Origin of the sequence: Ruegeria marina, assembly GCF_900101475.1 — a bacterium.
Taxonomy (GTDB): Bacteria; Pseudomonadota; Alphaproteobacteria; order Rhodobacterales; family Rhodobacteraceae; genus Ruegeria_B; species Ruegeria_B marina.
Map to the genome: position 1 here is coordinate 21,896 of NZ_FMZV01000023.1, position 12,917 is coordinate 34,812.

A 12,917-nucleotide genomic window follows, 5' to 3' on the forward strand; every position below is an offset into this window, starting at 1 on the left:
AGCCGCCGCCGGATTTGCCGGTGGGAATCGCGTATCCGCCTGCGAACTCCGCAGGTTTACTGGAACGCGCATCCTTCCTTGATTCCCAGCATCTTGAAGATCATGGCCGCGGGGCAGAAACCCGTAAAGGCGGACTGGAGCATGTTCAGCCCGATAAACACCGTGAACCACACCCAGAGCGGATGGACAAAAAGGGTGAGCAAGACGCTCAGAAGGATCATTACGCCGGCGAATGCCAGTACTGCGCGGTCGAGTGTCATCTTCGTTCTCCGTTTGCTGCCGAATCGAGGCTCCGGTACTCAATATGGAACATGGAAATATTATATTCAAGTTTAAGAATATAATATTTCCTGATGGAACAACCGCTGACGCGCTATTTCCTGGGCGTGGTTCCGACGTGGACGTTGTCACTGCCGCCCTGCCGGAACCAGACGGAGCGTACCGCGTGACAACATGGTTCGCGGGCAAGATCCGTCAGCGCTTGAACACAGGTTTTCTGGTTCAGGTCAGGCGCATGAGCAGGCCGGCGATCAGCCGGGCGCGTTCGGGCAGGCTGTCGACCTCGATATGTTCGTTCAGCGTATGCAGGCCCTTGCCCCGCACCCCGATGGAATCGAGCGTCGGGATTCCCATCGCCCCGGTGAAGTTTCCGTCCGACCCCCCCCCGGCACTGGCGGCCGTCAGGTTGAAACCAAGCTCTTGCGCGATGTCGCGGGCCAACTCGAACATCGCCATCGTGCCGGGCTGGTCAGGTTCCCAGACCGGGCGGGTGACGCCGCGGGTGACGCGGAATTCGACCCCGTTCTCCTCACCCGACAGGGCCAGCATACGCGCCACGCCCTGATCGAGATCCTCCTGCCGCTTGGCCATGCTGAGCGCCTCGGCCCTGCAGGAGGAAGACACGCAGTTGACCCATTGCCCGGCATGGATCACGCCGACGCTGAAGGTGCAGTCAGGACCGGTCATCGCCTCGATGTCCAGGATCTTGCGCGCCATTGTGGCAATGGCGGAACGTCCTTCGGACAGGCGCGCGCCTGCATGGCTGGGACGGCCCACGGTTTCCATGTTGAAACGCGCAATGGCATAGCGGCCGATCACCGCGCCGCCGTCGTCGCGGGCAGGCTCGGGAACCAGCACATAGCTGTTGCGCGCCGCCTCCGCCTCGATCAGCTCGCGGGTCGACGGGGTGCCGACCTCTTCGTCGGGGGTGAAGAGGACGGTCACCGGCAGGGGCGTCTGCATGCCGGCACGGGCCAGTTGGCGCAGCGCCTCGACCGCGCAGAAATTGCCGCCCTTCATGTCCTGGATGCCGGGGCCGTAGCACAGGTTCCCCTCGCGCCGGAACGGCAGCTTTTCCAGTGTCCCGACCGGGTGGACCGTGTCCATGTGGCCTGCGATCAGGATGCCGGGCTTGCCCGCATCCGGATGCGGCAGGCGCACCCGCAGGCTTCCGCCGAACCCCATCCGGCCCGGAATACGCTCGACGGTGCCGAGACCGGCCAGGTCATAGGCGGCAAGGTCCATCATCCGGTTTACAGCGGCGGCGTCGAAAGTGGGGCTTTCGCATTCGATCCATGGGCGCAGGCCCGCCACCATGGCGTCGGTATCGAAAGGCAGATCCAGAAAGGACATGTATCTACCCCGCCAGCGGCAGGCGGCGTTCCAGCACGCGCGCCATGATCGAGGCCCCGACCGGCAGAATGCCGGTGTCGATCACGAATTTCGGGTTGTGCACCGCGACCGTACCAGCGTGCCCCAGCGTGCAATAGGCGCCGGGGACAACGCGCAGCATGTCGGCGAAATCCTCGGACCCGGTCACCGGCTCGTCACGTTCGACAACGTTCTCGGCGCCGACGATATCGCCAGCCGCCTCCATATAGGCATCCGAAAGCTCCGCGTCGTTTTCCAGGACGTTGAAGACATTTCGCAGCTTCAGCTCGATCTCGACGCCATAGGCCAGCGCGAAGCCGTCGCAAAGTTCTTTCATCCGGCGTTCTGCCAGTTCACAGACTTCGTCCTTGAAATAGCGGATGGTGCCTGCCAGCGACGCCGTGTCCGGCACCACGTTATAGGCCGAGCCGGCGTGGATCTGCGTGACCGAGACGACGCAGGCATCCAGCGCACGCACGTTGCGCGACACGATGGTCTGGATGTCGCCCACCAGCGAAGAGGCGATGATCAGCGGGTCGCGGGATTCATGCGGCATGGCGCCATGGCTGCCCTTGCCCTTGATATGGATATCGAAAAAGCTCGATCCGGCCATGGCCGCCCCCTTGACGATACCGAATTTGCGTGGCTGGCCGCTGGGCCAGTTGTGCAGGCCATATACTTCATCGCAGGGGAACCTCTCGAACAACCCGTCGGCCAGCATGCCGCGCGCGCCGCCCAGGCCCTCTTCGGCGGGCTGGAAGATCAGCACCGCCGTCCCGTCGAACTCGCGGGTTTCTGCCAGATGCCTGGCCGCGCCCAGCAACATCGTGGTATGCGCGTCATGGCCGCAGGCATGCATGACGCCCGGGGTCTGCGAGGCATAGTCCAGCCCGGATTCCTCGTGGATCGGCAGCGCATCCATGTCCGCCCGCAGGCCGACGCGGCGGTTGCCGCCGCCCTTGCCCTTGATCAGCGCGACAACGCCGGTCTTGCCGATGCCCTCGTGCACCTCGTCGACGCCATAGGCGCGCAGCCTTTCGGCCACCACCGCGGCGGTGCGGGTTTCGGTAAAGCCGATTTCGGGATGGGCGTGCAGATCCTTGAAGATCGCCTCCAGCTCGCCCTTGTACTGTTCGATGACGGGAAGAATACCCATGAAGATGTTCCTTTTCGTGGTCCTGTCCGGTCTCAGGCAGCGGTATCCGAACCGAATGTAACGTCGCGCCCGGGGGCGGCATCGAGCAACAACCGGGTGTATTCGTGCTGCGGGTCGGAATAGACCTTTTTCGTGGGGCCCTGCTCCACGATGACGCCCTTTTTCATCACGATCAGCCGGTCGCAGATCTGCGCCGCGACGCGCAGGTCATGGGTGATGAAGAGCATGGCCAGGTCATAGCGTTCGCGGATGTCGTCCAGCAGCTCCAGCACCTGGGCCTGAACCGAAACATCGAGCGCCGACACCGCCTCGTCCGCGATCAGCACTTCGGGCTCCACGGCAAGCGCGCGGGCGATGCAGATGCGCTGGCGCTGGCCGCCCGAGAACTGGTGCGGATAGCGTTCCAGCGCATCGCCGGACAGCCCGACCAACTCCATAAGGTCACGCGCCGTTTTCCGCGCCTGTTCCACCGGCACACCGAAATTCACCGGCGCCTCGATCAACGATTGCCCGATGGTGCGGCGCGGGTTGAGCGAGCGATAGGGATCCTGGAACACGATCTGCACCTTGCGGCGGTGCGGACGCAGGCGGGACTGCGGCAGGGTTCCGATATCGGTGCCGTGCAGGCTGATGCTGCCCGAGGTCGGGTCGATCAGCCGGGCGATACAGCGGGCCACGGTGGATTTGCCTGAACCGGATTCGCCCACGATGCCCAGGGTTTCGCCCTTGCGCACGAAAAGGTCGACATCCGAGGCCGCATGCACGATCCGGTCCTTCGACAGCCAGCCTGTGCGACCGTAGATCTTGTTGAGGTTGCTCACCTCGATCGCCTTGTCGCCGGTGCGGGGCACCCGGTCTGGCGGGGTCATCGACGGCACCGAGGCCATGAGCATCTGGGTATAGGGCTGTTTCGGACGCCGCAGCACGTCATCGCGGTCGCCATATTCGACGACACGCCCGTTCTGCATCACCACGATACGGTCGGCGATTTCGGCCACGACGCCGAAATCATGGGTGATGAACAGAACGCCGGTGCCACGCCTTTCCTGCATTTCCTTGATCAGCTTGAGGATCTGCGCCTGGGTCGTGACGTCGAGAGCGGTTGTCGGCTCGTCCGCGATCAGCAGCGCGGGGTCGAGCACCAGGGCCATCGCGATCATGATCCGCTGGCGCTGTCCGCCGGACAGCTGATGCGGAAAACTGTCGACCATCTTTTCAGGGTCCGGCAGGTGCACCGACTCCATGATCTCGATGGCGCGCTTGCGCCGTTCGGATGCGGAAAGATCAGTGTGGATCTCGAGCACTTCGGAAATCTGATCGCCCACCCGTGTCACGGGATTGAGCGCGGTCATCGGCTCCTGAAAGATCATCGCCATGCGGGTGCCGCGCAGGTCGCGCAGCCGGTTGGGGCTGGCCTTGAGCGTGTCTTCGCCTTGCAGCAGGGTCTCGCCCGCCGACGGGTTCAGCGCCGACGGCAAGAGGCCCATGACCGCCGAGGCGGTGACCGATTTTCCCGACCCGCTTTCACCCACGACACAGACGATCTCGCCCGGTGCGACGGTGAAACTGATGTTTTCCACGGCGTTGGGGCGGTCGGCGTTTCTTGGCAGGCTGACGGTGAGGTTGCGAACTTCGAGGACGTTTTGCTTTTCCATTTCCTGCGTCCCCCTCAAACCCGTTTCGCAAAGCGCGGGTCAAGCGTGTCGCGCAGACCGTCGCCCAGCATGTTGACCGCCAGAACGGTCAGGGCCAGCACCAGACCGGGGTAGAAGATGTTGTGGGGATAGAGCTGGAACACCGCGCGGCCCTCGGCCATGATGTTGCCCCATGTCGGGATCTCGGGCGGGATGCCGATACCGAGGAACGACAGGATCGCTTCGACGATGATGGCGGAGGCGACGATGAACGTGCCCTGCACGATCAGCGGTGCGATGGTGTTGGGCAGGATGTGGCGCACCAGCAGAACCGGGGTTCGGGTGCCTGCGGTGATCGCGGCCTCGACATAGGGTTCTTCACGGATCGACAGCACGATGGAACGGACCAGACGCACCACGCGCGGCACCTCAGGCACCACGATGGCGATGATCACGCTGGTCAGGCCGGCGCTGAACAGCGACACGACCGCGATGGCCAGCAGGATTGCCGGGATCGCCATCAACCCGTCCATTATTCGCATGATGATCCCGTCGAGCCATCGGACATAACCGGCCAGCACCCCGATCGCCATGCCGATCACGATGGAGATCGCAGCGACCGAAATGCCCACGACCAGCGAGATCCGCGCGCCATAGACGATGCGGCTGTAGACATCGCGGCCCAGCGTATCCGAGCCAAGGCGATAGACCACGGGAACCTTCGCGCCAGAATTGTCGCGGACCGTGGTCTCGTAGCCCGGGGGCTGGTTGCGGTCCTTGGGCGAGATATCGGCCGGATCGCGGGTGCCCAGCACCGGCGCCAGCAGCCCCATCAGCAGAATGGCCAGAACCAGCAGCCCGCCAATGATCACCGAAGGATTGGCCAGCATCCGGCGCAGGGTCTGGCTACCGGGAGAAATCGCAGCGGTCGTCATCAGTAGCGTATCCTTGGGTCGAGCAGGGTATAGCTGACGTCAATCGCGAGGTTGATCAGCACATAGATGAAGGAAAACAGCAGGATCACTGCCTGGATCGTCGGGAAATCCCGTGCCAGAACGGCCTCGACCGTCAGCAGGCCGAGACCGGGCAGGTTGAAGACCGACTCGGTCACGACCACGCCCCCGATCAGAATGGCAAAGGACAGCCCGATCACCGTGACGATGGGCACCGCCGCGTTGCGCACGGCATGGTGCATCAGAACCTTGCTTTCAGTCTGGCCCTTGGCGCGCGCGGTGCGGATGTAATCCTCGCCCAGGACCTCGAGCACGCTGGTTCGCGTCATCCGGGCGATGAACGCCACGAAGATCACCGACAGCGCGACAGAGGGCAGGATCAGCCGCAGCAGCCATCCCCCGACCCCGTCGGAGATACGCTGATAGCCTTGCACCGGCAGCCATCCGAGCTGGATCGAGAACACGTAGATCAGAATGTAGCCGATCACGAAGACCGGCAGCGAGAAGCCCAGGACCGAGAACCCCATGATGCCCCGGTCAAGCCAGCTGCCCTGGCGATAGGCCGCCAGCGTGCCCAGCGGCACCGCGATGCAGACGGTCAGGATGATGGTCAGAAGCGACAGCGACAGGGTGGGTTCGAGCCGCGCCGCGATCAATTCGCCAACCTGCTTCTTGTAAAAGAAGCTTTCGCCGAAATCGCCCTGGAACATGTTGCCGAGCCAGACCATGAACTGGACAGGCAATGGCTTGTCCAGTCCCAGCTTGGACCGGATCTCGGCGATTTGCGCGTCGTTCGCGTAGTCGCCGGCAATGATCGCAGCGGGGTCGCCGGGCGTCAGACGCAGCAGCATGAAAACGAAGACAGCGACCAGCAGCATGACGGGAATGGTCGCAAGCAGGCGGCGAAGAAGATAACTGAACATTGGACTCCGACTTCTTGCAGCTCAGATGACCTGCGCGGCAGACGAGCCGCCGCGCAGGTGCGATTTCATCAGTTCTTGGAGATATTCCAGAACACGGCGGCACCTGTGGGCAGGACGCCGTCGATGTTCGACCGCGTGGCGGTCGCCTGGTTCCACTGACCCAGGTGGATGTGGGTCGGGTATTCGAACCAGGCGCCCTGGACATCTTCCACGATCTTCAGCTGTTCTTCCTTGGTTGTCGCCCGGGCAAAGGCGTCACGGAGTCCTTCGATCTTTTCATCGCAGGGCCAGCCGAACAGGGCGGTTTCGCAGCTCGAGTTGAGGAAGGCCATGGCAACCGGGTTGAACAGGTCGCCCGCGGTCCACGAGGTGATGAAGGCGTTCCAGCCGCCGTCGGCAATGGCTTCCTTCTTCGCGCGGCGGGCCACCAGCGTCTGCCAGTCCATCGACTGCATGTCGACATTCAGGCCGACGGCTTCCATCAGGTCCTTGGCCACCGGGGCCAGGTTGGTCAGCACCGCAAGGTCGGTCGAGTGCATCAGCAGGATCGGGGTGCCGTCATAGCCGGCCTCCTTGATCAGCTCGCGCGCCTTGTCGAAGTTCGACTCCAGCAGCCCATCCATGTGGGCATCGGTTTCGAAGGGCATGCCGCAGCCGAACATCGCCTTGCACGCCTTGTAATAGTCGGCGTTGCCGATCTGCGCCTGCAGGAAATCCTCCTGGTTGAGCGCATAGAGAAGCGCCTGGCGCATCTTCGGGTTGTCGAACGGCGGGTGCAGGACGTTGAACCGGAAGGTGAACTGGTTGCCCGCCGGGTTGAAATCGACAAGCTTGATGTTCTCGTCGCCTTCGACCAGCGGCAGCAGGTCATGCGGCAGACCCTCGATATAGTCGAGTTCGCCCGCCTTCAGCGCGTTGACCGCCTGTTGCTGGTCGCGGATCGGAAGCCATTCCACCCGGTCGACCTTGGCGACCTTGCCGCCCGCCAGGCCTGAGGCCGGTTCGGACCGCGGCACATAGCCCTCGAACTTGTCGTACACGATCTTGGTACCCGGCTCCCAGGCTTCCTGGTTGAACACGAAGGGACCCGACCCGATGAACTCCGAGATCTGCTCGGATGAGGGCGTGTTGGCGATGCGCTCGGGCATCATGAACGGCACGTTCGAACTGGGCTTGGCCAGCGCCAGCGTCACAAGGCCGGTCTGGGCATTCAGCTTGAAGGTGATGGTCTTCTCATCCGTCGCCTCCAGCGAGTCGACGAAGCTCATCATCTTCTGGCCCATGGCGTCCTTGGAGCCCCAGCGCTTGATCGAGGCGACACAGTCGGCCGCCGTCACCGGCGCACCGTCATGCCACGCCAGACCGTCGCGCAAAGTCATGGTGATGGTCAGGCCATCGTCCGAAGTGGTGACCGTATCGACCATCTGCGGCTGAATGTTGCCGGATTCGTCCAGCGCAAACAGCGTGTCATAAATCATGTAACCGTGGTTGCGCGAGATATAGGCCGTGGTCCAGATCGGGTCGAGAATTTTCAGGTCCGAGTGCGGAACGATCTTCAGAGTGGTCTCGGCCTGGGCGTATGTTCCCGTGGCGCTCAGCCCCAGGCCCATCACCATCGCTGCCACGGCACCCTTTATCAGGCCGCGTCGTGCGGTTTTGAACATTGTTTGCTCCCTGTGGTTTTCATACGCAATTTACTTGCGCCATCTTCATCATTGAGGCCGATCCGGCACGTGTCAAAGGATTTCGAAAAAATATTTACCGTTGGTTCGGATATCGAACCAACGGGAGTAAAAACCCTGTCTTTTCAGAGGCAACCCGCTTTTGTGACGAACAACCGGACGCAAAAAGAACGGCGGCAATCGCGGAATCAGGTGAAGGGGTTTTCGACCTTTGGCCAATAGTTCCCGTCGCGCCTGGTGTAGGGGATATTGGCGTAATCCGGGGTGATCGCACCGGGGCCGGAGATGTAGATGACCTCGGAGGCAATCGGCGCGAATCCGGCGTGGAAGTGTTGCGAGGATTTCACGACCACGATCTGCATCCGCGAAAGGTCAAGCCCCAGTTCGGTGAAGCCAATCGGATGGAACGCCTGTGTGCGCTTGTCGCTAAGTACCAAGTGTACGCCGTTCGATTCCAGCCAGACGCCATTGCCCATCGGCATCCGGGTCTGGCCCATCATCTGGTGCATGTTCTCCTTCACGCCACGCACGGTCACGGTCAGGTCCACCGGATCGCCGGACATCGGCCCCACCTTGCCGCCCAACCTGACCTGCATCGTGGCGCCGACCCCGGCATCCATGCACATGCGCACCACGACCGGATCCCAGAAGATGCCGATCGCCACATCCTTCAGGCCCCGCCGCAGGACCTCTTGCAGGACGAAAGTCGAGTCCGCCGGCGCGCCGCCGCCCGCGTTGTCGGCAAAATCAGCAACAACCACCGGTGTTTTCGGGGCGGCCTGGGCAAGGTCCAGTGCGCCACCGATCGAAGGCCAGTCCACCCGTACGCCTTCGCGCAGGGACCAGAGTTTTTCGCCGAACTCCCGCGCGACAGCATCCGCCTTCTTGGCGTCGCCGTCGGTGATGGCAAGCATCCGTGCGCCCACCCGGGCGCAGTCTCCCCAGGGAAAGCCATGTGCCAGCGAAAGCGACAGGATACCGCCCTGCCCTTCGCGTGCCTGCATCTCGTCAACGAAACCGCGCATCGGCGCGCGGGTGGTGTGAAACATCGAGATCATCCGGCAATCGTAATCGCGCATTACCGGGCTGATCTTGCCTTCGGCGGTATCCGCCGCGAGCGTGAACAATTCGCGCGCCCGGTCGGGGCTGTCGGTATGAGGGTATTCCTTGTAGCAGATGATCAGATCGGCGGCGTCGAGCATGTCCTGCGTCAGGTGATTGTGCGGGTCGATTTCCAGCCCGATGACGACCTCGTCGCCCAGGATCGCCCGCGCGCGGGTCAGCAGATCACCTTCGCAATCGTCGTACCCGTCGGCGATCATGGCGCCATGCATGGAGAAAAGCGCGATGTCGGGTGCGGCTTTCCTAAGATCGCCAAGGATTTCGTCGCGAAACGTCTCATAGGTTCCGCGTATGGTCGGACCGGCCGGCTGGGCGAAGGCGGCAAGGCTTTCGATCACCTCCCAGCCCCGCGCCTCGGCCATGCCCCGCCACTCGTGCAGCGGCGCGGAAAACAGGTTGGCCGGTTCGGCGGTCGCGCGGCGGCTGACAAAACTGTCCTGAAAGGCAAGCGTTCCCGTGGGTATCGGCGAGAAACTGTTGGTCTCTGTCGCCAGGCCTGCAATGAATACCTTCATCTCTTCCCCTCCTCGACCTCCTGGGTCCCTGCCCGGAATCCGGCCATTGGCCGTCCTCGGCAATTCAGAGCAAGATATCGCCCTTGTCGCAAGAGCCCAGATTTCTGACGCAGCGTATGCGCCATCGCAGTTCCCTGCGTCCGGACAGGGGTCTTGCGTCCACAACCATCGGAGATCGCGGCCATGGAGCGGGATTGCCGGGCGACGAACCGGGCAATCCGGGTGAGGTCGCTCAGGCGGCCGTGTACAGCCTGGCCGACCGGCCGCCGCCGACGATACCCTTGTCGAACAGACGTGCGATTTCCGTGTCGTCCAACCCCGTGACCTCGCTGAGTATCTCCTCGGTATTCGCCCCGAGGCTCGGAGCGGCCCGTGGCTTTTCGCGGTCCAAACCGGAAAAATCGGCCACATGCCCGGGCACCGGGAACCGGCCGAGACCCTCTTGCGCAAGCTCTGTGAAGATCGGGTTGTCCGGGCCTAAATCCGGGTCGCAGGCAACCGCTTCCTTCACGGTCCGGAACTCTGACCATGTCAGTTTCGCCTCGTCGAAGGTTTGTGCGATCACATTTACGGGACGGGCCGCGAACCAGGGCGCGAGGATTTCGGTGATCTCCTTGCGCAACTGCCAACGCACCCCTTCATCCGTCAGGTTGCGCCCGGTGCGTCGTGCCAACAGCTCCATTTCCTGCCCGGTGCCGGTCACCTCGACCAACCCGGCCCATTGCCTGCGGGTCAGGCCGATCACCATGATCCGACGACCATCCGCGCACAGGAAATCCTGCCCATAGGCACCGTAAAGCGCATTGCCCGATTTTGTGCGCTGTTCCTTGTTGAGCACGGCGTCCCCGATCATGCCGAGATGTCCAATCGTGGCGGCCGCGATGTCCTTGAGGGTCAGCGTCACCTCCTGGCCCGAACCTTTCCTCAGCCGATGACGTTCTGCCGCCAGGACGGACGATACGCACATATGCCCGGCTATCAGGTCCCAAGCAGGTAGCGCGTTCGCCACCGGCCCCTCGTGCCCTTCGGGCCCCGTGATGTCGGGAATGCCCAGCGCGGGGTTGACCGTATAGTCTACCTGCGGGCGGCCATGACGGTCGCCCAGCAGCGTGACCATGATCAGATCCTCGCGGTGACGACGGAGCGTTTCGTAATCCATCCATCCCCTGACCCGCAGGTTGGTCAGGAACACGCCCGCCTCTTCACCCGGCGCGGTTATAGTGCGCGTGATCAGGTCCCGGCCTTCCGGGTGGTTCATGTTCACCGCGATCGATCGCTTGCCCTTGTTCAGCCCCGCCCAGAACAGGCTTTTCCCCGAAGGAGCGAGAGGCCAGCGACCGGCGTCCAATCCGCCTTCGAGCCGATCGAAGCGAATGACGTCGGCCCCCATCTGGGCCAGCGTCATGCCCGCCAGCGGAACCGCGACAAAGGCGGACCCTTCGACCACCCGCAATCCGTTCAAGATACCCGCCATCTAATCCTCCCATTCCGCTTTTGATTGCATGCAGATGTGACCGGCCGCTGCGACGGTGCACATATCGAGCCGGCCGGTCCCGGCTTGTGTTGCGCGCAGATGGATATCCGCGCCCTGAAACATCGGGTGCACCCCGCGAAAGCTGAAGCGATCCGGTCTGCGGCCCTTCCATGCCGTGGCTTCCGCCAGCAAGAGGTTCGCCTGAAGGGGCCCATGCACCACCAGCCCGGGGTAATGCTCGACCTGCCGGGCATAGGGCAGATCATAATGAATCCTGTGTGCGTTGAAGGTTATCGCCGAATACCGGAACAACAATGCGGTCGAAACCGGCTGGCGAATGTCGATCACCAGGTCTCTGGTCGGAGCCATCTTCCTGGGGGGCGGCGAGAACTCCGGCGCTATGGGCAGATAAACGATCGTCTGACTTTCCCGGACCGCCAGGCCGCGGCGTCCGCGCAATTCATGCTCAACCTCGACAAACACCATGCCCCCGGCCGAGCCTGACTTCTCCTCGATGCTGGTGATGGTCGATGTCTTTTCGATCTCCTCGCCGACCACAAGATCGCCCAGGAATTGCAGCCTGCCGCTGGCCCACATCCGCCGTTCGTAGGGAACGGGCGGCAAGAAGCCGCCAAGTCTGGGGTGGCCGTCCGCAGCCAGGTCACAAGTCCCCACGGCGCTGGGGAACGCGTACCAATGCCAGAGCGCGGGCATCGGATCCCCTGCCGCTGGACAGTCCAGATACGGCCGGGAAAGCGTCGCATGGATGGCGATGGCCGAAGTGACCGGGACGCAGCCCGTCACCGTTTCCTTTCGGCCCACCCAATCCGAAAGGCCGGCGCCGGGCGGCGGGCCGGTTTTCGGCATGCTCCCGGCAGGTATGTCGCGCATTCCGTCCATGGACAGCGTCATGCCGCAACCCGGCCCGGGGCCAGGATCCGCGCCATCGTCTCTCCCATCGCGGAAGGGTTTGGCGCAACCTCGATGCCGCAAGAACTGAGCAGTGCGACCTTTTCCTGCGCACTTTCGCCGAAAGCGGAGATGATCGCGCCGGCATGACCCATCTGGCGACCCTTCGGCGCGGCCAGGCCGGCAATGTAGGCCGCGACCGGTTTGGTCATGTGGTCCCGCACATAGGCGGCGGCCTCGGCCTCCTGCGGTCCGCCGATTTCCCCGATCATCATGACCGCATCGGTGTCCGGATCGGCCTCGAAAAGCTCGAGTATATCACGGAAGGATGAACCGTTGATCGGATCGCCGCCGATACCTATCGACGAAGACACCCCGATGCCCAGGGCCTGCATCTGGGATGCAGCCTCGTATCCGAGTGTTCCCGAACGCCCGACGATACCGACCCGCCCCGGCGTGTAGATATGGGGTGGCATGATGCCCATGAAGCCTTTTCCGGGGCTGATGATCCCGGCGCAGTTGGGGCCGATCAGGCGCATTTTTCGATCGCGGGGAAACCGGCGCAGGAACCGTTTCACCCGCATCATGTCCTGGGCAGGAATGCCATCGGTCACGCAGACCGCGGTGCGGATACCGGCATCGGCCGCTTCCATCATCGCGTCGGCGGCGCCCGCAGGTGGCACGAAGAGAAGGCTGGCTTCGGCACCCGTCGCCTCCACCGCCTCGCGCATGGTGTTGAACACCGGACGGTTCAGCACGGTGGTGCCGCCCTTGCCCGGCGTGACCCCGGCAACCACCCTGGTGCCGTATTCGATCATCTCCTGCGCGTGGAATTGGCCGATCCGCCCGGACAGGCCCTGGACGATGACGCGCGTGGTTTCGGTGATGAGAATTGCCAT

11 protein-coding genes are annotated in these 12,917 nt (G+C 63.1%); all 11 read right to left on the bottom strand.

All coding sequences use genetic code 11. The features are described from left to right. Positions 1–56: 56 nt before the first annotated feature. The 11 genes from BLT75_RS21710 to sucD all read right to left on the bottom strand — a co-directional run bounded on the left by BLT75_RS21710 (position 57) and on the right by sucD (position 12,917). On the bottom strand, positions 57–260 hold the full coding sequence (locus tag BLT75_RS21710; RefSeq protein WP_093037173.1) for a YgaP family membrane protein: 204 nt from the start codon (positions 258–260) through the stop codon (positions 57–59). A gap of 241 nt (positions 261–501) precedes the next feature. Then, positions 502–1,632, bottom strand: a complete 1,131-nt coding sequence (locus BLT75_RS21715) for a M20/M25/M40 family metallo-hydrolase (RefSeq protein ID WP_093037176.1) — start codon at positions 1,630–1,632, stop codon at positions 502–504. Between the two features lie 4 nt (positions 1,633–1,636). Then, the gene (locus BLT75_RS21720; protein ID WP_093037179.1) at positions 1,637–2,806 is read right to left on the bottom strand and encodes a M20 aminoacylase family protein; all 1,170 of its coding nucleotides are present in this window, start codon (positions 2,804–2,806) and stop codon (positions 1,637–1,639) included. A 32-nt stretch (positions 2,807–2,838) separates the two neighbouring features. After that, positions 2,839–4,461 carry an ABC transporter ATP-binding protein gene (locus BLT75_RS21725; RefSeq protein ID WP_093037182.1) on the bottom strand — a complete coding sequence of 541 codons (1,623 nt, stop codon included), beginning with the start codon at positions 4,459–4,461 and terminating at the stop codon, positions 2,839–2,841. 14 nt (positions 4,462–4,475) lie between these two features. Then, entirely contained in the window at positions 4,476–5,375 is a 900-nt protein-coding gene (locus tag BLT75_RS21730) for an ABC transporter permease (RefSeq protein WP_093037185.1), read from the bottom strand. After that, the gene (locus BLT75_RS21735; RefSeq protein ID WP_093037188.1) at positions 5,375–6,316 is read right to left on the bottom strand and encodes an ABC transporter permease; all 942 of its coding nucleotides are present in this window, start codon (positions 6,314–6,316) and stop codon (positions 5,375–5,377) included. Before BLT75_RS21735 ends, BLT75_RS21730 begins: the two co-directional genes overlap by 1 nt. Positions 6,317–6,384: 68 nt before the next feature. Beyond that, the gene (locus BLT75_RS21740; protein WP_093037191.1) at positions 6,385–7,980 is read right to left on the bottom strand and encodes an ABC transporter substrate-binding protein; all 1,596 of its coding nucleotides are present in this window, start codon (positions 7,978–7,980) and stop codon (positions 6,385–6,387) included. A 206-nt stretch (positions 7,981–8,186) separates the two neighbouring features. Beyond that, positions 8,187–9,635, bottom strand: a complete 1,449-nt coding sequence (locus BLT75_RS21745; RefSeq protein ID WP_093037194.1) for a M81 family metallopeptidase — start codon at positions 9,633–9,635, stop codon at positions 8,187–8,189. 232 nt (positions 9,636–9,867) lie between these two features. Then, entirely contained in the window at positions 9,868–11,109 is a 1,242-nt protein-coding gene (locus tag BLT75_RS21750; RefSeq protein WP_093037197.1) for a CoA transferase, read from the bottom strand. After that, a complete protein-coding gene (locus BLT75_RS21755) occupies positions 11,110–12,021 on the bottom strand; it encodes an HTD2 family dehydratase (protein WP_245706616.1) in 912 nt (303 codons plus the stop codon). After that, positions 12,018–12,917, bottom strand: a complete 900-nt coding sequence (sucD, locus tag BLT75_RS21760) for a succinate--CoA ligase subunit alpha (protein ID WP_093037200.1) — start codon at positions 12,915–12,917, stop codon at positions 12,018–12,020. Before sucD ends, BLT75_RS21755 begins: the two co-directional genes overlap by 4 nt.